Origin of the sequence: Streptomyces sp. NPDC048514, assembly GCF_043199955.1 — a bacterium.
GTDB lineage: Bacteria > Actinomycetota > Actinomycetes > Streptomycetales > Streptomycetaceae > Streptomyces.
Genome location: NZ_JBICWT010000013.1, coordinates 206,420 through 227,206 on the forward strand (window position 1 = coordinate 206,420; position 20,787 = coordinate 227,206).

The following is a 20,787-nucleotide window of genomic DNA, read 5'->3' on the forward strand; positions in this document are numbered from 1 at the left end:
GCTCCGACGTAGACTGACTCGTCGGCTCTCGTGCACCCGCATGTCCGCATGCTCCCGTAAGGGAAATCAAGGGAAATGCCCGAGAGTCGATCAAGGTAGTCGATTCGAAGGGCGAAGCGTGGCCAAGAAGCAAGGTGCCATCGAGATCGAGGGCACTGTCGTCGAGTCTCTGCCGAACGCCATGTTCAAGGTCGAGCTCCAGAACGGCCACCAGGTCCTGGCACACATCAGCGGCAAGATGCGTATGCACTACATCCGCATTCTCCCTGACGACCGGGTCGTGGTGGAGCTGTCTCCGTACGACCTGACGCGTGGCCGGATCGTCTACCGGTACAAGTAGATCTTGCCCGCGCCCCGGGCCCGCCCGGAGCGATGGCACTGACCCGGAGAACCTCACCAATGAAGGTCAAGCCGAGCGTCAAGAAGATCTGCGACAAGTGCAGGGTGATCCGCCGTCACGGCCGGGTCATGGTCATCTGCGACAACCCGCGCCACAAGCAGCGCCAGGGCTGACGCACGACCGATCCCTCTGCATTCATCGCAGGGATTCGCGCGACGCGAGCTGAATATGTTCATACGCAGGACCCGAGCCCTCCAGCTCGACACCCCCGGTTCGGAGGCCGGGGACCCGGTTCGTACCTGGTACGGCGGCCGGGAGCCGGTTCTGCGGAAGACCTCCGAAGATCACCAGGAGCCATTGAATGGCACGCGTTTCCGGTGTTGACATCCCGCGCGAAAAGCGCGTGGAGGTCGCCCTCACCTACGTGTTCGGCATCGGCCGGACCCTTTCGCAGCTGACGCTGGCGGAGACGGGCATCGACCCGAACACCCGTGTTCGTGACCTGAGCGAAGAGCAGCTGGTCGCGATCCGCGAGTACGTCGACAACAACATCAAGACCGAGGGTGACCTCCGTCGCGAGATCCAGGCCGACATCCGCCGCAAGGTGGAGATCGGCTGCTACCAGGGTCTCCGTCACCGTCGCGGTCTGCCCGTCCGCGGTCAGCGCACCAGCACCAACGCTCGTACCCGCAAGGGCCCGCGTCGCGCCATCGCCGGCAAGAAGAAGCCGGGCAAGAAGTAGTCCGCAGCGGACACCTGTCCACGGTCTTCGCTGTAGGACCGACCACCTCCCGTAGGAGTTAGTAGATGCCCCCCAAGGGACGTCAGGGCGCTGCCAAGAAGGTGCGCCGCAAGGAAAAGAAGAACGTCGCTCACGGCCACGCGCACATCAAGAGCACGTTCAACAACACGATCGTGTCCATCACGGACCCGTCCGGCAACGTGATCTCCTGGGCCTCCGCCGGCCACGTCGGCTTCAAGGGCTCCCGGAAGTCCACGCCGTTCGCCGCGCAGATGGCCGCCGAGTCGGCTGCCCGCCGCGCCCAGGAGCACGGCATGCGCAAGGTCGACGTGTTCGTCAAGGGCCCGGGTTCCGGTCGTGAGACCGCGATCCGCTCCCTGCAGGCCACGGGTCTCGAGGTCGGCTCCATCCAGGACGTCACCCCGACCCCGCACAACGGCTGCCGTCCGCCGAAGCGCCGCCGCGTCTGACGCACGGTCGCTTCGAGGATTCGGGCGGTACGACCCCGTAACAAGGGCCGTATCGCCCGTACCCTTGCAGTACCCGCACTTCTCACCGGGTGCGGTTTCCGTCGGGCGTCAAATAGCGGGCGTCCACGAAAGAAGGATCTGATCCACACATGCTGATCGCTCAGCGTCCCTCGTTGACCGAAGAAGTCGTCGACGAGTTCCGCTCCCGGTTCGTGATCGAGCCGCTGGAGCCGGGCTTCGGCTACACCCTCGGCAACTCCCTGCGCCGTACCCTCCTGTCCTCGATCCCCGGCGCTGCTGTCACCAGCATCCGGATCGACGGCGTGCTGCACGAGTTCACCACCGTGCCGGGCGTCAAGGACGACGTCACCGACCTGATCCTCAACATCAAGCAGCTGGTCGTCTCCTCGGAGCACGACGAGCCGGTCGTGATGTACCTGCGCAAGCAGGGCCCGGGTCTGGTCACCGCCGCCGACATCGCGCCCCCGGCCGGTGTCGAGGTGCACAACCCCGACCTGGTGCTCGCCACGCTCAACGGCAAGGGCAAGCTGGAGATGGAGCTGACCGTCGAGCGCGGCCGCGGCTACGTCTCCGCCGTGCAGAACAAGCAGGTGGGCCAGGAGATCGGCCGTATCCCGGTCGACTCCATCTACTCGCCGGTTCTCAAGGTCACCTACAAGGTCGAGGCGACCCGTGTCGAGCAGCGCACCGACTTCGACAAGCTGATCGTCGACGTCGAGACCAAGCAGGCCATGCGTCCCCGCGACGCCATGGCGTCGGCCGGTAAGACCCTGGTCGAGCTGTTCGGTCTCGCCCGCGAGCTGAACATCGACGCCGAGGGCATCGACATGGGCCCGTCCCCCACGGACGCCGCCCTGGCCGCCGACCTCGCGCTGCCGATCGAGGAGCTGGAGCTCACGGTCCGCTCCTACAACTGCCTCAAGCGTGAGGGCATCCACTCCGTGGGTGAGCTGGTCGCGCGCTCCGAGGCCGACCTGCTGGACATCCGCAACTTCGGTGCGAAGTCCATCGACGAGGTCAAGGCGAAGCTGGCCGGCATGGGCCTGGCCCTCAAGGACAGCCCGCCCGGATTCGACCCGACCGCCGCCGCCGACGCCTTCGGCGCCGACGACGACGCGGACGCCGGTTTCGTGGAGACCGAGCAGTACTGAGCACTCCGTGAGGAGGCCGGTTCTGTGACCGCGAGGCCGTCGTGGCCGGTCGCGCAGTTCCCCGCGCCCCTTCGGGGCGCGGACACTCCGGGCGCCTGAAAAGGCGCCCGGATCTCCGACGGGCGACCGCCCGCTCGGATACTGACTCCGGTACCTGATACGGCCGGGGCAGACACACAGGAGAAGAACCATGCCGAAGCCCACCAAGGGTGCCCGTCTGGGCGGCAGTGCCGCGCACGAGAAGCTCCTCCTCGCGAACCTCGCGAAGAGCCTCTTCGAGCACGGCCGCATCACCACCACCGAGGCGAAGGCCCGCCGCCTGCGCCCGTACGCGGAGCGTCTGGTCACCAAGGCGAAGAAGGGCGACCTTCACAACCGCCGTCAGGTGCTCCAGGTCATCACGGACAAGAGCATCGTCCACACGCTCTTCACCGAGATCGGCCCGCGCTACGAGAACCGTCCCGGTGGCTACACCCGCATCACCAAGATCGGTAACCGCCGTGGCGACAACGCGCCCATGGCCGTCATCGAGCTGGTCGAGGCGCTGACGGTGCAGCAGAACGCCGTCGGTGAGGCCGAGGCCGCCACCAAGCGTGCGGTCAAGGAGTCCGACGCGGCGAAGGCCGAGGAGACCAAGGTCGAGGAGACCGAGGCCACCGAGGCTCCGGCCGAGGAGTCCAAGGACGCGTAAGCGTTCTGCCGGGGACTGCCCGCCGGCCGCGGTTCGTCGTGGCCGGTCGCGCAGTTCTCCGCGCCCCTTCAGGGCGATGGCGGGCCCGTTCCTTTCGAGGAGCGGGCCCGTTCTCGTGTCGCGAGAGGATCTGTCTGTGAGTGACGAAGTACGACCCGGGTCCGTGCGCATCCGCCTCGACCTCTCCTACGACGGCGCCGCCTTCCACGGCTGGGCCAAGCAGGCCGGCGGCCGGCGGACCGTGCAGGGGGAGATCGAGGACGCCCTGCGCACGGTGACGCGGTCGAAGGAGACGTACGAGCTGACCGTGGCCGGGCGGACGGACGCCGGCGTGCACGCGCGCGGGCAGGTGGCGCACGTCGATCTGCCGGCGCCGGTGTGGGCCGAGCACCGCGAGAAGCTGCTCAAGCGGCTCGCCGGGCGGCTGTCGAAGGATGTGCGGGTCTGGCGGCTCACCGAGGCCCCGGCCGGCTTCGACGCCCGGTTCTCGGCGATCTGGCGGCGCTACGCGTACCGGGTGACGGACAACCCGGGGGGCGTCGACCCGCTGCTGCGGGGGCACGTGCTCTGGCACGACTGGCCCCTGGACGTGGACGCCATGAACGAGGCGGCGCGGGTGCTGGTCGGCGAGCACGACTTCGCCGCCTACTGCAAGAAGCGGGAGGGCGCGACCACCATCCGCACGCTGCAGGAGCTGAGCCTGGTGCGGGGCGCGGACGGGGTCGTCACGGCGACCGTCCGGGCGGACGCGTTCTGTCACAACATGGTGCGGTCGCTGATCGGCGCGCTGCTGTTCGTCGGCGACGGGCACCGGGGTCCCGAGTGGCCCGGGAAGGTGCTGGCCGCCGGGGTGCGGGACTCCGCCGTGCATGTCGTACGGCCGCACGGGCTGACCCTGGAGGAGGTCGGTTACCCCGCCGACGAACTGCTGGCCGCGCGCAACAAGGAGGCGCGGAACAAGCGCTCGCTGCCGTCGGCGGGGTGCTGCTGAGCTACTGGGCCGCCGCCGCGGAAGCCTGCGCCTCGCCGCGGCGGTGGATCTGGCGGAAGGCGAACTCGGCCAGGTCGTCGCCGGTGCGGAAGACCTTCGTGTCCTTCTTGGCCACGTCTTTTCCGCTGGTGAAGCCGGAGATCGTGAAATAGGCGTAGCGGCCGTAGGCGTTGCGGGTGGAGCGGCAGAACGCCCCGTCGCAGAAGGGCTTGACGCCCTTGCCGGACAGCGAGCGCACGATGCTGCGGTCGTCCGTCTGGGACTTGGCCTTCGTGGCCTGGGCCTCGGTGTCGAAGACGGCGACACCGACGGTGACCGCGACGCCGTCCTTGCTGTAGGTGGCGCGGATCAGACGGGTGCAGCCGTTCGCCGTGAGCACCTTGGAGAGGGTGCCGCCGGCGGCGGTGGCGCAGCTCCCGGTGTCGGCCGTGGCGCCCTTCTTGTACACCGCGTCGCCCATGGTCAGGCGGGTGCCCGGGAAGAGGGTCCCGGGGCCGAGCGGGGCGGTGTCCTTCTTGGCGCTGGATATGAAGTCCTTCGGATCCAGCGGCGGCGGCGCGCTGGTGGGTGCGAAGGACGGTGCCGTGGCTGAGCCGCTGGGCAGCGTGGCGCTGGCCGGCAGGTTGCTGGGGCCGGCCTCGGGACCGCCGCCGCCGTTCGCGGAGACGACGGCCATCGCGACGGCCGTGCCCACGGCGATCACGGCGAGCGCGCCGCCGCCGATGAACAGCAGCCTCCGGCGTTTGTTCCGGGTCTCCGAGGCCTCCGCGAGCGCGGCCCAGTCCGGAGTTCCGTCGTCGGCGCCGCTGCTCCAGGGCTGCTGCGATTGCGGTTTCCAGGGATCCCACTGAGACTGGGGTCCCCCCTGCCCGTAACTCATGGGGCGCATCTTAGACGGGGGACGGGGTGTGCCGGACCGCGTCCGGCGGCATGCCGCGTTTGTCCGTCGGCATGCCTCGTTTTGACCCGTCCGGGGGCCGGGCGGTAACCTGCTTCTTCGTTGTGTATTGGCTTGCTCATTCTCACGGGACGGGCCCTTACACCGGTCCACCGGGCCGATGACCAGCGACCCACGTACGCGGTATGCGTCGCCGCAGTGCGGTCCAGGCTGTCGTGATCGTTTCGGTGACCTGTTCAGGACCATTCACTCGAAGCGAAGGCTACGAACCGTGCGTACGTACAGCCCCAAGCCCGGCGATGTGACGCGCCAGTGGCACGTCATCGACGCTCAGGACGTTGTCCTGGGCCGTCTCGCCACCACCGCAGCGACCCTTCTGAGGGGCAAGCACAAGCCGATCTACGCGCCGCACGTCGACGCTGGTGACTTCGTCATCATCATCAACGCCGACAAGGTGCACCTGTCCGGCAACAAGCGGACCCAGAAGATGGCGTACCGCCACTCCGGCTACCCGGGTGGTCTGCGCTCCGTCCGCTACGACGAGCTCCTCGACAAGAACCCCGAGAAGGCGGTCGAGAAGGCCGTCAAGGGCATGCTCCCCAAGAACACGCTGGGCCGTCAGATGCTCTCGAAGCTGAAGGTCTACAAGGGTGACCAGCACCCGCACGGCGCGCAGCAGCCGCAGCCGTTCGAGATCACCCAGGTCGCGCAGTAATACCGGCCACCCCCTAAGACCGAACAGAATCTGAGGAGAATCGTGGCCGAGACCACTGCCGAGCAGCCGCTCGAAGAGCTTGACATCGACAGCTACACCACCGAGTCCGAGGTCCCCGTCGAGGGCGAGTACACCTCGGAGTCGTCGGCTTCCCGCTTCGGCGAGCCCCAGCCGGCCGCCGGCCTGGGCCGTCGCAAGAACGCCATCGCCCGCGTCCGGATCGTCCCGGGCACCGGCAAGTGGAAGATCAACGGTCGCACCCTCGAGGACTACTTCCCGAACAAGGTGCACCAGCAGGAAGTCAACGAGCCCTTCAAGGTGCTCGAGCTCGAGGGTCGTTACGACGTCATCGCCCGCATCGCGGGTGGCGGTGTCTCCGGTCAGGCCGGTGCGCTCCGTCTCGGTGTCGCCCGCGCCCTGAACGAGGCCGACGTCGACAACAACCGCGGCCCGCTCAAGAAGGCCGGCTTCCTGAAGCGCGACGACCGTGCGGTCGAGCGCAAGAAGGCCGGTCTGAAGAAGGCCCGCAAGGCGCCGCAGTACAGCAAGCGCTAAACAGCAGCTGCCTGCTCGTACTCCGAACGCCCCGGCGGCACGCCACATGTGCCGTCGGGGCGTTCGTTTATCCCGGCCAAGGGCGTATAACGACACAAGACGCTCAAAGGCTTGTGTGACCGGATCGCATGGCGTCTGCCATGATTCCCGGCAGCATGGACGCTTCCTCAGGAGGACAAGTGGGACGACTCTTCGGCACGGACGGCGTGCGCGGTGTCGCCAACGGGGATCTGACGGCCGAGATGGCGCTCGGCCTCTCCGTCGCCGCGGCACACGTGCTGGCCGAGTCGGGCACCTTCGAGGGCCACCGGCCGAAGGCCGTGGTCGGACGGGACCCGCGCGCGTCCGGGGAGTTCCTGGAGGCGGCCGTGGTCGCGGGCCTGGCCAGCGCGGGTGTGGACGTGCTGCGCGTCGGTGTGCTGCCGACGCCGGCGGTCGCCCACCTCACCGGTGCGCTCGGCGCCGACCTGGGTGTGATGCTCTCCGCCAGCCACAACGCCATGCCGGACAACGGCATCAAGTTCTTCGCCCGGGGCGGCCACAAGCTGGCCGACGACCTGGAGGACCGGATCGAGGCGGTGTACGACTCGCACCGGCACGGTGAGCCCTGGCAGCGGCCGACGGGCGCCGGGGTCGGCCGGGTGCGGTCGTACGAGGAGGGCTTCGAGCAGTACGTCGCCCATCTGCTGTCGGTGCTGCCCAACCGGCTCGACGGCCTGAAGATCGTCCTGGACGAAGCGCACGGTGCGGCCTCGGGGGTCTCGCCGGCGGTGTTCTCCCGGGCGGGCGCCGAGGTCGTCACGATCGGTGCCGAGCCGGACGGGCTCAACATCAACGACGGCTGCGGCTCCACCCACCTGGACAAGCTGAAGGCAGCCGTCGTCGGGCACGGCGCGCACCTCGGCATCGCGCACGACGGTGACGCCGACCGCTGCCTGGCCGTGGACCACACCGGCGAGGAGGTCGACGGCGACCAGATCCTCGCCGTGCTGGCGCTGGCGATGCGGGAGCGTTCCGAGCTGCGGGCCGACACGGTCGTCGCCACGGTGATGTCCAACCTGGGCTTCAAGCTGGCGATGGAGCGGGCGGGCGTCCGGCTCGTGCAGACGGCCGTCGGCGACCGGTACGTGCTGGAGGAGATGAAACAGCACGGCTTCGCCCTGGGCGGCGAGCAGTCCGGGCACGTGATCATCCTCGACCACGCGACGACCGGTGACGGCACGCTGACCGGCCTTCTGCTGGCCGCGCGGGTCGCGCAGACCGGCCGTACGCTGCGGGACCTTGCCTCCGTGATGGAGCGGCTGCCGCAGGTCCTGATCAACGTCCCGGACGTGGACAAGTCCCGGGTGAAGACGTCCGCGGACCTTGCTGCCGCCGTCACCGAGGCGGAGCGGGAGCTGGGGGAGACCGGGCGGGTGCTGCTGCGGCCCTCGGGCACCGAGCCGCTGGTCCGGGTGATGGTCGAGGCGGCGGACATCGAGCAGGCGCGGTCGGTCGCGGGGCGGCTGGCGGACGCGGTGAAGTCGGCGCTGGGGTAGTTCCGGGACCGCCTTGGACACGCCGGGATGCGGGATGGCTCCGAGGTCGGGGTGATCCCGGATTCGGGGCAGTCCCGGGTTCGGGAGGTCCCGGGCCTGTTCCGGGTTCGGGAGATCCTGGGCCTGTTCCGGGTTCGGGAGATCCCGGGCCTGTTCCGGGTTCGGGAGGTCCCGGGCCGGGAGGGTCCCGGGTTCGCGGTGGTGGGGGCTGTGCGTCGCGGGCCGCGGGTGCGTGCGGTGCCGGTCGCGCAGTTCCCCGCGCCCCGGGTGGGCCGTAAGCGCCGTTGGCCGCGTGGTGCGGCGTGTCTCCGGGGCGGCCGTGGTGCTCTAGCCGGGAGCTTGCCGTTGCCGCTTCCGCTGCCTGGACCAGAGGCTCTTCTGGGTGAGGAGGGTGAGGGTGCCCGCCAGGACGATGCCCAGCAGGTTGAGCAGGAGCTGGTTGGTCGAGCCGACCGTCTGCCGGGTGTCGCCGTAGGCGAGGGCCACCGCCGCGTTGGCGGCGGCCGGGACCGTCGTCACCGAGATGGCCACGCCCACCAGAGCCCCGGACTTCGCCGAGGTCAGGGAGAGGGTGCCGGCGATGCCGGCCAGGACCGCGACGATGAACGAGAAGGCGTCGGGGGCGTAGACGAACGCGGTGCTGGGCCGCTTGCCCTCCAGCTGGGACCGGTGGAACAGCCCGATGGCGTCCATGAACAGGCTGAAGCCGACCGTCACCGCCATCGCCGCCGCGAACCCGACCAGCAGTGCGGCCACCGACCGCCACGCCAGGCGCGGACGGCGCTGCACCAGGGCCGTGCAGATGCCGGCCAGCGGGCCGAACTCCGGCCCCACCGCCATGGCGCCCACGATCAGGATGGCGTTGTCCAGGACCACGCCGCACGCCGCGATCATCGTGGCCAGCGTGATGAAGGCCAGGTAGGTGACCGACAGGGTCGACTCCTCGTGGGTCGCGTCGGTCAGCCCCTCCCACAGCACCGCGTCCGCGCCCTCGCCCGGCGCCTCCTTCTCCGCCCTGTCGGCCCGCCGGGACAGGGAGAGGTCGATGTTCTCCACCGCGATGGACCCGGTCGTGTCCAGGCCCAGCCCGCGCAGCGACGTGAGTAGCTCGTCGCCCGCCTCGCGCGCCACGTCGCACATGACCACGTCCCCGGCGGGACTTCGGGCGGCGCCCGGCAGGATGACGAGGTGGGCGGTGCCGACCGTCTTCTCGATCAGCCGCACCACCTCGTCCGTCGTCTCGGCCGGGGTGATCAGGCGCAGATGCAGCATGACGCCTTTCTAACAGGGCGCCAGGGACACGTCATAGTTTCCGCAGGCGGAGCCGCTGCACCTTGTGGTCCGGGCCCTTGCGCAGGATGAGGGCCGCGCGGCCGCGGGTGGGGGCGATGTTCTCGACCAGGTTGGGCTTGTTGATCGTCCGCCACAGGGTGCGGGCGTAGTCGACGGCTTCTTCCTCGGACACCTGGGTGTACTTGCGGAAGTAGGAGTTGGGGTTCTGGAAGGCCGTCTGGCGCAGCTTCCTGAAGCGGTTGAGGTACCAGCGCTCGATGTCCTCGGTGCTCGCGTCGACGTAGACGCTGAAGTCGAAGTAGTCGGCCAGGCCGACCCGGGTGCGGCCGTCCTTGCCGGGCAGCGCGGGCTGCAGGACGTTCAGGCCCTCGACGATCAGGATGTCCGGGCGGCGGACGGTGAGCCGCTGGTCGGGGACGATGTCGTAGATGAGATGGGAGTAGACGGGGGCCGTCACCTCGCCCTTGCCGGCCTTGATGTCCGCGACGAACCGGGTGAGGGCGCGGCGGTCGTAGGACTCGGGGAAGCCCTTGCGCGACATCAGGCCGCGGGCCTCCAGTTCCTTGGTGGGCAGCAGGAAGCCGTCGGTGGTGACCAGTTCGACGCGCGGGTGCTCGGGCCAGCGGGAGAGCAGGGCCTGGAGGAGACGGGCCACGGTGGACTTGCCGACCGCCACGGAGCCGGCGACCCCTATGACGAACGGGGTGCCGGACTGGGAGCCCTGTTCGCCGAGGAAGGTGTTCAGTGCTCCTCTCAGGCCGTCCGTGGCGCCGACGTAGAGGTTGAGGAGCCGGGAGAGCGGGAGGTAGATGTCCCGCACCTCGTCGAGGTCGATGACGTCACCGAGGCCGCGGAGCTTCTCCACCTCCTCGGCGGTGAGCGGCAGCGGCGTCTTGTTCCGCAGCGCGCTCCACTCGGCGCGGGTGAGGTCGACGTAGGGAGTCGCCTCCGGCCTGTGCCGGTGGGCGCTCCGGGGCATCGAAGGGACCTGTGAGATCACAGTCCATTGTTAACGGAGTTTGAACGGGGCGGTGGGGTGGGGTGCGTCACGTGGTGGCACGGCCGGCAACCGTGGGCGGCGGCGCCGGTGGGCACCGGGACGGTCCGCCGGAAAGTGGGGAGCGGCCCGACCGCGTCGGGAGGCCCCTTCAGGAAGAGGCCTCCCGACCAGTTTCAGCGCGTTCCCCGCATGTGGCCAAACCATGACGGATCGTCCATCGCGCCCTCATCCTCGTGCCACTGGGGAGGCGCCGAGACGACGAAGCTCCTCAGGCCGTCACCCAGCGCGAACAGACGCCCGGGCTTGACTTCCACCCCGTGGTCCAGGCCGATCTTCTCGCATTCCTCGTCGTCGGCCCGGCGGATGACCAAGCCGTCGTAGCCGGGACGGAGAAGCATGAGGTCGACGTTGGCGAAGTGGATGTCGATCCGGGTCTCCGGCGGCCTGTCCCGGCTACTGCGGAGGAGCAGCCTGCGATGACCGACGGTGTACTGCCAGACCTTGAAGTACCGGTCGGATCGGAACATCTCGGAACCGGCGGTCTCCGGCGTCAACTCAGGACCCGCCATTCAGTGCGTCCCAGTTCGGCTCGGGTATGTGCACAACTTTGCCCTCTTTGCTGTAGAACGTGATATTGCGCCACTCGAAGTTCTCCATCTGTATCTGGAGACCGATCTGACCCATCTCCCACTGAGTGGCCGCCCAGTCGCCGGAGCGCCACGCCTTGTAGGCAAGCGCGTACTGCTCAGCCGGTGAGTCTCCGTCGAAACCCTTCAGGCTGACTGCGACCTTGCCGTTGTTGCGCAGGACGTTCGAGACCTCGGTCATCCACAGGGCGACCGGCTTCCCGTTGACCTTGCCGACCACTTCCGCGAACGCGTCGCCGTTGAACGTGTAGCCCCCCTCGAGTTCCTTGGCGAGTGCTTCCGAGTGCTCGCCGATTCCGAGCACCATGGTTCCGATCGGACACCCATTGGTGTTGTGGACCAGAACCGGTGTCGTTCCGGCCAGCACATAGTAGGTGTGGAGGCTGTCGACAGTGAGGTTGTAGGCGGAGTGGAGCCCGTGGAAGCGGTGGACGTGGAGCACGGTGACGGTCGCACCACTGCTGGTACGCAGCGTCTGTCCGGGACGAAGGTCGCCTCCGTCTATCCAGCGATGGGCGCTGGGCGACCAGAAGGGGTGGTGCTGCGTGGCGGTGATGCGCGCATGCCCGACGTCGATCGTGATGTCGGCGAAGTCGGTGTCGTCCGGCGTGTAGATGGTGCGGGAGACGGCGTGGGTTTCGGTGCGGCCACTTTCGGGATCGGTGGCGAGAACCGCATCGCCGATCCTGATGTCCTCGATCTCCCTGGTCGTGCCGTCGGCCATCAGCACGCGCGTGGTGCCGGGGAAGCTGTTGCCGGTGCACCATTTCCGCGCCTTGCCGAGAGCCTCGATGGCCTTGGCGCCGATTCCTGCGATCGCCTCTTCGGAGAGCCCGGCAGTGCGCAGGGCCTTCCAGGCGTCCGTGAATCCGATGCCGGTACGAGCGGCGGCGTCGAGGGCCTTGACGGCGCGTGAGATCTCGGTGAGCGCGCCGTCGACCGGAATGTACGTGGCGAGGCTCCAGGCGCAGGCGGTCTTGTCGCCGTGCCAGCAGTCCATCAGGTCTTCGGCGAAGAACGAGAACAGGATCGATCCGGCCACATCACCGAAGAGGCTCTGCCATCCGGCGCGGACGATGTCCTTGCCGGAGAACTTGTGCGTCCAGCCGTCGATCTTGATGTTCTTTAGCGTGGCCCGCTTGAGGAACTCCCACGCCGCCTTCGGGCACCCGTCGGCCGTGGCCTGGGCCTGGTCGTCGGTGCACAGGTAGAAGTCGGCCTCGTACGTGACGACCAGGTCGTACTTCGCGTTGCAGCCACGGAAGGCTGCTTCCGACATGCCCGGGCACGTGCCGATCTGCCGGGAACTGACGATCTCGACGGTGGACTCGTCCGGAACGGCGAACACGCCGGGAAGGCCCGTACCGGACCCTTGGGATGCGTCCTTGTTGGCCTCCTCCCGTTCCGCCCGGTCGGCCGCTTCCTGGGCTTCCTTCGCGTACTTGTCGGCGTCCTTGGCCGCCTGTTCGGCCTCGGTCGCCGCGGCGTCGGCGCGGGTGGCGGCGGCTCGGGCGTCCTTGGCGTCCTGTTCGGCCTGGCTGGCGGCGGAGCGGGCGGCTTCGGCGTCGAGTTCGGCGGCGTCGGCGGAGTCGCGGGCGTCCTTGGCGTAGCCCTCGGCGTTGCCGGCCGCCTTGTCGGCGGCTGCCGCGTCGTCGGTTGCCTGTTTGTCGTACTCGATGGTGCGGGCCAGTGACGACTGCGCCGCGGCTGCGGCCTTGGCTGCGTCGGCCGAGTAGCCGAGGGCCTCCTTGGAGTAGGTGCGGGCGTCGGCGGCGTACTCGGCGGCGTTCGCCGCGTGCTGGTAGGCCTCCTTGGCGTCGCCCTTGGCCTGGTCGGCGAGGTTCTTGGCGGCGTCGGCCTCGGCGGCGGCGTTCTTGGCGTGCGCGTCGGCGACGGCCTGCTGCTGCTCGGCGATCGTCTTCGACGACTGCCCGGTCAGTACCACCAGGCCGGCGGCGGAGTCCGTGTCCACGTACGCGGATCCGAGCTGGATGGCGTCGTTGGCGGGGTTGGCGACCTGCTGGGCCGCTTCGCCCGCGTCCACGGCCGCCTGCGCGGTGACGTGGGCGTAGCCGGCGGCCTTGGCGGAGGCGGCGAGTGCCTTGCCGGCTTCCTTGTTCGCCGCGTCGGCCTGGGTCTTGGCGTCCTTGGCGTGCTGCTCCGCCTCGTCGGCCAGCTTGACGGCGGCCTTCGCCTCGGCGGCGGCGTCCTGGGACGCCTTGATGGCGTCCGCGGCGGCGCTGGTGGCCGTCTTGACGGCCGCGTCGGCCTTGAGCTTGTCCGCCTGCGCGGCGTCCGCGTCGGAGCGGGCACGCTTCGCGGCGGCTTCCGCGCGCGTGGCCGCGGCATCCGCGTCGGCCGCCGCCTTGGTCGCCGCGTCGGCCTCCGAACGGGCCCTGCCCGCGGCGGCTTCGGCGTTGTCGGCCGCCGTGTCCGCGTCGTTCGCCGCGGCACGGGCCGCGTCAGCCGCCGCGCCCGAGTCCAGCTTGTCGGCGTAGGCCTCCTTGGCGTAGGCCTTGGCGCGGGCCGCGTCCGCCTTCTGCTCGGCGTCCCACGCGTCGTCGCGCATCTCCTTGGCGTGGTCCTTGGCCTTGACCGCGTCGTCGCGCCGGTCTCCGGCCGTCTTCTCGGCGGCCTCGGCCTTGTCCTTGGCGTCCTTCGCCTTCGTCGCCTCGGACTCGGCGTTCTTGCGGTGCTGGGCGGCCTCGGCCCGCTTGGCGGCGGCGTTCTCCTTCTCCGCCTTGGCCGTCTTCTCCTCGGCCTCCGCCGCGAGCCGCTTGGCGTGCGCGTCGGCGGCGGCCGCCTTGGCGTCGCCCTCGGCCTTCAGTGCGACGGTGAGCTTGGCCTCCGCGGTCTCCTTGTCCTTCTTGGCGTTGTCGCGGTGCACCTTGGCGGCGTCGGCCGCGGCCTTGGCCTGCAACTCCGCCGCCTCGGCGGCCTTCTTGCGGAACTCCGCCTTCGACTGCGCCGCCTGCGCCAGGGCGCGCTGCGCGATCGTCGCGCTGTCCCCGGCCGAGGCGCGGGTCGCGGCCTCGGCGGTCTCACCGGCCTTCTCCAGCGCCGTCAGCGCGGCAGCCGCACCCTTGGTGACCTGGTCCTTCTGCAGGCCGACCAGCAGACCGCGACCCCGCGGAGCACCCGCCGCATCGGCGATGCCGTAGGCGGCCTGCAGCGCGGTGTCCGACGTGGTCGCCGCCTTCTGCGCGGCGGTCAGCTGCGTCTTGAGCACGGCCAGCTGGCTCTTGGCAGCGGCCTGCGCGGCCGACAGACCGGCCTTGGCCTTGGTGAACTGCGCCGTGGTCGGGTAGCCCAGCTTGTCGTCTCCGGTGTGACCCTCCGGGACGAGGCGGAACTTCTGCGCGGCGGAGCCGTTGCAGGTCGACTGCACGGCGTCCTTGCTGTTGTCGAACGTCGGCAGGTGCAGGCACTTGCCGGACGCCGCGTTCAGCAGCGGACCGGCGCTGCGGACGTCGAACTTCCACTGCTGGGCCTTGGCGCTGCCGCAGTCCCGGATCTGGATCTTCGTGCCGTCGGCGGTGGCCCCGTTCAGCACCTCCAGGCACTTGCCCGAGTTGATGTTGCGCAGGGTGTAGCCGCCGTCGTAGGAGGCCCACAGCTGCCACTTCTGGGCGGTGCTGCCGTTGCAGGTGTAGATCTGGACCGGGGTGCCGTTGGTCTTGCCGGCGCCCGCGACGTCGAGGCATTTGCCCGTAGCGCCCGGCACCTGGATGACCAGCGGGGCGTCACCGATGTAGCCGAGGCCGCCCGCGGACCAGTAGTCCTGCCAGCGGGTGATGTGGTCGGCGACCCAGGACTGCCCCAGCATCTCGGACAGGGCCTTCGAGCCCTTGGCCAGGGCCCCGGTGGCGTCCTTGTTCGCGTTGACGATCTGGTTGCGCTGGGTGGCCTGCGAGGAGACCTCCTGCTGCCACTCGCCGGCCGCGGTGGACGTGACGTCGTTCAGGACGGCGTCCGGGTCGAGCGGGTCACGCCACGCACAGGACGCGAATCGCGTTTTCAGATCCTCCACGGCCACGCGGTACTCAGCCGTACCCGGCTGCGGCGCCGTACGCGGAAAACCGCCCGCGGACAGGAAGATCCGCGCGTCGTCCGCGCCCATCTGGGCGATGGACGTGTGCATCCACTCGAAGGCGTCGTGCTCGTCGAGGGCCCGGTTCCACTCCTCCCGGGTCTTGCCGTCCGGCTTCGGGTCCTGCCCGTACAGCGGGGTGCCGAGATCGTCGACGGCCTTGACGGTCTTGGCGTCGGCCTGCGGAGTGGAGTCCTCGTAGAAGTCGCCGTCGTTCTTCCAGAACCGGTCGGCGACCCAGGTGGTCAGACCCGTCTGTTCGTAGAACGTCTGCTGGCCGTCGCCCGGAGAGCCGGGCGGCCAGTGGAAGCCGGTGACGGAGAATCCCCCTGGCGTCTCCAGGCCGTCGAGGGGCTTCTTCCATCCGTCCCGCAGAGCGGCGAGATCGTCCAACTGCTTGCCGGCGGCGTCGCGGTCGCTCTTGTAGGCGCCGGCCAGCGGCGTCTGCTCCCAGTTCTTCCGGTCCGCCAGGACATGGAGCTTGTCCGCCGGCTGGTCGAGACCGTTCTGCGCGACCGCGGCCATCGACGGGCCGCCCAGCCGCAGCACCTCGCTCATCAGGCACTGGTCCTGCCGCAGTTGCTCGGCGGCCGTGTCCTCGTACCACGGGTCCGAGTCGCTCACGGGCCCGGCGTTCAGCCGCACCGAGCCGGGCTGGACGGCCACACCGGCCAGCACGGCCAGCGTGGTCACCGAGGTGACGGCGGAGAAGATCTTTCGGGGACTTCGGGTTCCGCGCAGGCGGAACCAAGGTCTGGAATGCAAGAGCATCCCTTTCTCGGTCAGGGGGCTGTCGGCCGAAGCGCGGCGGAGAGCGGGCAGGGGAGACGAGCCGTGTCCTGAGGACGGCTCAGAAGCACACCTGGCCGGCCGGGCTGGCGTGTGCCGACGGCCGGCGCGGTGGCATGACGATGTGACCCCTCCCCGTGAGCGACGCCGTTCCCCGGGTCGCGATGCGCGTGATGACACAGTGGTCAGGCCGTGTCCGCGCGCGGCGCCACTTTAGGCATGTACACGTGGTATCGAACAAGAGGTCGTTTCTCCGGTGAAACCGGCTGGCGTGAAATCTCGCGGCCCCCGTCACGACGCGAACCGGAGGAAGTCGCTCACCTTCCCTGCACAGACAAGGAAATTCCGTGTGCTTCCTGTGGTCATGAGGGAGACGGTGAGTGTGATGGCCGATTGAAGTTGGCTGTTTTTCACCCTCTCCGGCCGGTGGGGTGGCGTGCGCGGAAACCGTTGATACCCCGGTGGTAATTTCCGATTTCGGGCACGCGGCGCCGGTTTCCGGCGGCTTCCGGACCGTAGGCTGCGCCACATGTGCGGAATCGTGGGATACGTAGGGTCGCAGTCGGCGCTCGAGGTCGTGATGGCCGGGCTGAAGCGACTGGAGTACCGGGGTTACGACTCGGCGGGTGTCGCCGTCCTCGCGGACGGCGGGCTGGCCGCCGTGAAGAAGGCCGGAAAGCTGGTCAACCTGGAGAAGGCACTGGCCGAGGGGCCACTGCCGACCGGTTCGACGGGCATCGGCCACACGCGCTGGGCCACGCACGGAGGCCCCACGGACGCGAATGCGCACCCCCACCTGGACAACGCGGGCCGGGTCGCCGTGGTCCACAACGGCATCATCGAGAACTTCGCCGTGCTGCGGGCGGAGCTGGCCGAACACGGCCACGAGCTGACCTCCGAGACGGACACCGAGGTGGTCGCGCACCTGCTGGCCGAGGAGTTCTCGGTGACCGGGAGCCTGGCGGAGGCGATGCGGCTGGTGTGCCGGCGGCTGGAGGGCGCGTTCACGCTGGTCGCCGCGCACGCCGACGAGCCGGACGTGGTCGTCGGCGCACGGCGCAACTCCCCGCTGGTGGTGGGTGTCGGGCAGGGCGAGGCGTTCCTGGCCTCCGACGTCGCCGCGTTCATCGCCCACACGCGCTCCGCGATCGAGCTGGGCCAGGACCAGGTGGTGGAGCTGCGCCGCGGCGGCGTCACGGTGACCGGTTTCGACGGCCGGCCGGCGGAGACCCGCGCCTACCACGTGGACTGGGACGCCTCCGCCGCGGAGAAGGGGGGCCACGACTACTTCATGCTCAAGGAGATCGCCGAGCAGCCCAAGGCGGTCGCCGACACACTGCTCGGGCGCATCGACCCGTCCGGCTCGCTGACCCTGGACGAGGTGCGGATCAGCCCGTCCGAGCTGCGCGAGGTCGACAAGGTCGTCATCGTCGCCTGCGGTACGGCCTTCCACGCCGGCCTGATCGCCAAGTACGCCATCGAGCACTGGACGCGCATCCCGTGCGAGGTGGAGCTGGCGAGCGAGTTCCGCTACCGGGACCCGATCCTGGACGGGCGTTCCCTCGTCATCGCCATCTCCCAGTCCGGCGAGACCATGGACACCCTGATGGCGCTGCGGCACGCCCGCGAGCAGGGTTCCAAGGTGCTGGCGATCTGCAACACCAACGGCTCGACGATCCCGCGCGAGTCGGACGCGGTGCTGTACACGCACGCCGGGCCCGAGGTGGCCGTCGCCTCCACGAAGGCCTTCCTGACCCAGCTGGTGGCCTGCTATCTGGTGGCCCTGTATCTGGGCCAGGTCCGGGGCACCAAGTGGGGCGACGAGATCCAGGACGTGATCCGCGACCTGTCCCGGATCTCGGAGGAGGTCGACCGGGTCCTGGAGACGATGGAGCCGGTACGGGCCCTGGCCCGCACCCTGGCCGGCAAGAACACCGTGCTGTTCCTCGGCCGGCACGTGGGCTACCCGGTCGCCCTCGAAGGCGCCCTGAAACTCAAGGAGCTGGCCTACATGCATGCCGAGGGCTTCGCGGCGGGCGAGTTGAAGCACGGCCCGATCGCGCTGATCGAGGAGGACCTGCCGGTCGTGGTGGTCGTCCCGTCGCCGCGTGGCCGGTCCGTCCTGCACGACAAGATCGTCTCCAACATCCAGGAGATCCGGGCACGCGGGGCGCGGACGATCGTGATCGCGGAGGAAGGGGACGAGGCGGTGGTGCCGTACGCCGACCACCTGATCCGTATCCCCGTGACGCCGACGCTGCTGCAGCCGCTGGTGGCCACGGTCCCGCTGCAGGTCTTCGCGTGCGAACTGGCCACCGCCCGGGGCAACGAGGTGGACCAGCCGCGCAACCTGGCGAAGTCCGTGACGGTGGAGTGAGACGGACGGCCGGCCCCCCGCTCCCGGTGGCCGGGCATCCGCTGTCCGTGGGTGGGCCCGCGCTCCCGGTGGCCGGGCATCCGCTGTCCGTGGGTGGGCCCGCGCTCCCGGTGGCCGGGCACCGCTCTCAGCGGGCGGTGCTCGACTCCCAACTGCCCAGCAGGACGAGGCGCTCGGCGGTCTCCGAGCCCGGCTCGGGCGTGTAGACCACGATCGTCTGGTCCGGGTCCGCGGGGGTCGTCAGGGTCTCGTACGGCAGAGTCAGCAGGCCGGCCACCGGGTGCCGCAGCCTCTTCACGCCGTACGCGCACTCCTTGACCTCGTGGTCCGCCCACAGCCGGCGGAAGTCCTCGCTCTTCAGAGACAGTTCGCCCACCAGCGCGCACAGTTCGCCGTCGGCGGCGTACCGGCCCGCGTTCAGGCGCAGATGGGCCACCGTCTGGGCGGCCACCGCGGCCCATTCCGGGTAGAGGTCCCGTGCCCCGGGGTCGAGGAAGACGTGCCGGGGCATGCTCCGCTCGGCCGGGACCATGCGGCTGAAGCCGAGCACCGCGTCGCCGAGCGCGTTCCACGCCAGGATCTCCATGTGGCGGCCTATCACGAACGCCGGGCTGTGCGCCATGCCGTCCAGCAGGGTCCGCACGCCCGGGCGGACGCGGGACGCGGGTGGCCGCCCCTTGCGGGGCCGGCGGGCCGGGCGGGCGACCGTCCGCAGGTAGGCGTGCTCGGTCTCGTCGAGCCGCAGCACCCGGGCGATCGCGTCCAGGACGGCGTCGCTCACGCTCGCGCCCCGGCCCTGCTCGAGCCGGATGTAGTAGTCCACGCTCACCCCGGCGAGCTGGGCCACCTCCTCACGGCGCAGGCCCGGCACCCGGCGCCGCCCGTGCGTGGGCAGCCCCACCTCCTCGGGCTGGATGCGGGCACGCCGCGAGCGCAGGAAGTCGCCCACCTCTCCCTGTTGCCATTCCCCGTTCATGCTCTCGATCGTAGGGCAGCGGCGGAGCGCTTTCCTGGTACTGGCAGACCCAGGAAAAGTGCACCCCTGGGTACGGCCGCCGGCCGCGGTGAAGCTGGTGTCCGGCCGCCGGGGAGCCGCCCGGCGGGGCACCGAACCAACCAGAGGGACCAGAGGGGACAGCCATGTCGTACGAGAACCTGTCCGGCCGTACCGCCGTCGTCACCGGGGCCGCCAGCGGCATCGGCGAGGCCGTCGCCGTGCGGCTCGCCGCCGAGGGCGCCCGGGTGGCGCTGCTCGCCCGGCGGGCGGACCGGCTGCGGGGGCTGGCGGAGAAGATCCGGGCCGGCGGCGGCGAGGCGCTCGCGGTGGCCGCCGACGTCACCGACGACGCCTCCGTCGAGGCGGCCCGGGACCTGGTGCACGAGACCTTCGGGGCCGTCGACCTCGTCGTCAACAACGCCGGTGTCATGCTGCCGAACCCGATCGCCGCGGGACGGCTCGACGAATGGCGGCGGATGCTCGACACCAACGTCGCCGGGGTGCTGCGCGTCATCCGGGCCTTCACCGCCGACCTGGTGGCCGCCGGCGCCGGGGGCCGCACCGCCGACCTGGTGAACGTCTCGAGCATCGGCGCCCACATCCCCTTCCCCGACTACGCGGTGTACGGGGCGACCAAGGCGGCCGTCACCTATCTGTCGCAGTCGCTGCGCACGGAGTTCGGGCCGCAGGACGTGCGCGTCACGAACATCGAGCCGGGACTGACGGAGACCGAGCTGCGGACGCACGTCGACAGCGCGGAGCTGACGGAGCAGCTGGACGGCATGTTCGACGCGATCGGCGCCCTCACGGCCACGGATGTCGCCGACGTCGTCGCCTACGCGGCCGGCCTGCCCCGGCACGTCAACCTCCGTCAGATCATCGTGCAGCCGACCCGGCAGGCGTGACCCGGCGGTCGCCGGCCGGAGCCGGGGATGCCGACGACGGCCGCCGGTCCGGCCGATCGCCCGGCCTGTCGACCGGTCGCGCCGGTGGTCACGGCGGGTGCCCGGGATCGGTGTCCCGGTCAGTCGTCCTGGCCGGACCGGTCGCGGGCGCGGCGGCCGGCGAGGAGCTCCGGGTTGAGCCGTACCGCCTGGACCGCGTTGACGCCGACGATGCCGACCCAGCCGGCCACGATGCCGGTGATCCCGGCGAGGGCGCCGGCGATCGCGGACAGCGGGATCGCCAGGACCAGCGTGATCAGCGCGAAGCCGTAGCGTTCGGCCCAGGAGTCGATGTCCTTGGGCCGCCTGCTCCCACGGGCCGCCGCCATCTGCTGCTCGGCCAGGTGCCGCCGTACCCGGCGGTCCGTGACGTCGTCGATCCGCTGCTCGACCCTCTCCAGGAACGAGTCCACCAGCGCGGAGTCGTACTCCTCGCCCAGCTCCCTGCGGGTCCGTACGGTGGCGTCGAGGTCCTTGCGCAGGTCCATGTCCTGTTTCAGCCCGACGTCTCGCGGGTCCGATGCGCTCATGCGGTCCA

General features: G+C 70.0%; 19 protein-coding genes. 12 read left to right on the forward strand and 7 right to left on the reverse strand.

Annotated elements, in window-relative coordinates:
- Nucleotides 1-118 precede the first annotated feature (118 nt).
- From infA to truA, 7 genes are all read left to right on the forward strand, one after another.
- Nucleotides 119-340 (forward strand): translation initiation factor IF-1, encoded by a 222-nt coding sequence (gene infA, locus ACGFT2_RS28220; RefSeq protein ID WP_003948620.1) that lies wholly within the window; start codon nucleotides 119-121, stop codon nucleotides 338-340.
- Nucleotides 341-399: 59 nt separating this feature from the next.
- Nucleotides 400-513, forward strand: coding sequence for a 50S ribosomal protein L36 (rpmJ, locus tag ACGFT2_RS28225; RefSeq protein ID WP_003974245.1), 114 nt, complete (start codon nucleotides 400-402; stop codon nucleotides 511-513).
- A gap of 188 nt (nucleotides 514-701) precedes the next feature.
- Nucleotides 702-1,082 (forward strand): 30S ribosomal protein S13, encoded by a 381-nt coding sequence (rpsM, locus tag ACGFT2_RS28230; protein ID WP_037680379.1) that lies wholly within the window; start codon nucleotides 702-704, stop codon nucleotides 1,080-1,082.
- Between the two features lie 65 nt (nucleotides 1,083-1,147).
- A complete protein-coding gene (gene rpsK, locus ACGFT2_RS28235) occupies nucleotides 1,148-1,552 on the forward strand; it encodes a 30S ribosomal protein S11 (RefSeq protein ID WP_003956432.1) in 405 nt (134 codons plus the stop codon).
- A 149-nt stretch (nucleotides 1,553-1,701) separates the two neighbouring features.
- Nucleotides 1,702-2,724: a DNA-directed RNA polymerase subunit alpha gene (locus ACGFT2_RS28240; protein WP_067018978.1), complete on the forward strand. Its 1,023-nt coding sequence runs from the start codon at nucleotides 1,702-1,704 to the stop codon at nucleotides 2,722-2,724.
- Nucleotides 2,725-2,914: 190 nt separating this feature from the next.
- Nucleotides 2,915-3,415: a 50S ribosomal protein L17 gene (gene rplQ, locus ACGFT2_RS28245; RefSeq protein ID WP_393283290.1), complete on the forward strand. Its 501-nt coding sequence runs from the start codon at nucleotides 2,915-2,917 to the stop codon at nucleotides 3,413-3,415.
- Between the two features lie 136 nt (nucleotides 3,416-3,551).
- Complete coding sequence (truA, locus tag ACGFT2_RS28250) at nucleotides 3,552-4,406, forward strand: tRNA pseudouridine(38-40) synthase TruA (protein WP_393283293.1); 855 nt, start codon at nucleotides 3,552-3,554, stop codon at nucleotides 4,404-4,406.
- Between the two features lies 1 nt (nucleotide 4,407).
- Here the strand turns inward: truA and ACGFT2_RS28255 are convergent, their stop codons facing one another.
- Nucleotides 4,408-5,286, reverse strand: a complete 879-nt coding sequence (locus ACGFT2_RS28255) for a hypothetical protein (RefSeq protein WP_393283295.1) — start codon at nucleotides 5,284-5,286, stop codon at nucleotides 4,408-4,410.
- Nucleotides 5,287-5,575: 289 nt separating this feature from the next.
- On the opposite strand from ACGFT2_RS28255, the gene rplM reads away from it, so the two are divergent.
- The 3 genes from rplM (at nucleotide 5,576) to glmM (ending at nucleotide 8,112) form a co-directional block, all read left to right on the forward strand.
- Nucleotides 5,576-6,019, forward strand: coding sequence for a 50S ribosomal protein L13 (rplM, locus tag ACGFT2_RS28260; protein ID WP_353600321.1), 444 nt, complete (start codon nucleotides 5,576-5,578; stop codon nucleotides 6,017-6,019).
- A 42-nt stretch (nucleotides 6,020-6,061) separates the two neighbouring features.
- Nucleotides 6,062-6,574 (forward strand): 30S ribosomal protein S9, encoded by a 513-nt coding sequence (gene rpsI, locus ACGFT2_RS28265; RefSeq protein ID WP_393283298.1) that lies wholly within the window; start codon nucleotides 6,062-6,064, stop codon nucleotides 6,572-6,574.
- A gap of 179 nt (nucleotides 6,575-6,753) precedes the next feature.
- A complete protein-coding gene (gene glmM, locus ACGFT2_RS28270; RefSeq protein WP_393283300.1) occupies nucleotides 6,754-8,112 on the forward strand; it encodes a phosphoglucosamine mutase in 1,359 nt (452 codons plus the stop codon).
- 327 nt (nucleotides 8,113-8,439) lie between these two features.
- Here glmM and ACGFT2_RS28275 read toward each other — a convergent pair whose 3' ends face one another.
- The 4 genes from ACGFT2_RS28275 to ACGFT2_RS28290 form a co-directional block, all read right to left on the reverse strand.
- Nucleotides 8,440-9,384, reverse strand: coding sequence for a DUF389 domain-containing protein (locus ACGFT2_RS28275; RefSeq protein ID WP_393283303.1), 945 nt, complete (start codon nucleotides 9,382-9,384; stop codon nucleotides 8,440-8,442).
- 31 nt (nucleotides 9,385-9,415) lie between these two features.
- A complete protein-coding gene (coaA, locus tag ACGFT2_RS28280; protein ID WP_393283305.1) occupies nucleotides 9,416-10,384 on the reverse strand; it encodes a type I pantothenate kinase in 969 nt (322 codons plus the stop codon).
- A 194-nt stretch (nucleotides 10,385-10,578) separates the two neighbouring features.
- The gene (locus ACGFT2_RS28285) at nucleotides 10,579-10,932 is read right to left on the reverse strand and encodes a hypothetical protein (protein ID WP_393283308.1); all 354 of its coding nucleotides are present in this window, start codon (nucleotides 10,930-10,932) and stop codon (nucleotides 10,579-10,581) included.
- Between the two features lie 28 nt (nucleotides 10,933-10,960).
- Complete coding sequence (locus ACGFT2_RS28290) at nucleotides 10,961-15,907, reverse strand: RICIN domain-containing protein (protein WP_393283310.1); 4,947 nt, start codon at nucleotides 15,905-15,907, stop codon at nucleotides 10,961-10,963.
- Between the two features lie 553 nt (nucleotides 15,908-16,460).
- Between ACGFT2_RS28290 and glmS the strand changes: the two genes are divergently transcribed.
- Nucleotides 16,461-18,308 (forward strand): glutamine--fructose-6-phosphate transaminase (isomerizing), encoded by a 1,848-nt coding sequence (gene glmS, locus ACGFT2_RS28295; RefSeq protein WP_393283312.1) that lies wholly within the window; start codon nucleotides 16,461-16,463, stop codon nucleotides 18,306-18,308.
- Nucleotides 18,309-18,435: 127 nt separating this feature from the next.
- On the opposite strand, the gene ACGFT2_RS28300 is transcribed toward glmS, so the two are convergent.
- Nucleotides 18,436-19,284 carry a helix-turn-helix transcriptional regulator gene (locus ACGFT2_RS28300; protein ID WP_393283315.1) on the reverse strand — a complete coding sequence of 283 codons (849 nt, stop codon included), beginning with the start codon at nucleotides 19,282-19,284 and terminating at the stop codon, nucleotides 18,436-18,438.
- Nucleotides 19,285-19,448: 164 nt separating this feature from the next.
- Between ACGFT2_RS28300 and ACGFT2_RS28305 the strand changes: the two genes are divergently transcribed.
- Complete coding sequence (locus tag ACGFT2_RS28305) at nucleotides 19,449-20,210, forward strand: SDR family oxidoreductase (protein ID WP_393283318.1); 762 nt, start codon at nucleotides 19,449-19,451, stop codon at nucleotides 20,208-20,210.
- Between the two features lie 119 nt (nucleotides 20,211-20,329).
- Here the strand turns inward: ACGFT2_RS28305 and ACGFT2_RS28310 are convergent, their stop codons facing one another.
- Nucleotides 20,330-20,779 carry a hypothetical protein gene (locus tag ACGFT2_RS28310; protein ID WP_393283321.1) on the reverse strand — a complete coding sequence of 150 codons (450 nt, stop codon included), beginning with the start codon at nucleotides 20,777-20,779 and terminating at the stop codon, nucleotides 20,330-20,332.
- Between the last annotated feature and the right edge of the window lie 8 nt (nucleotides 20,780-20,787).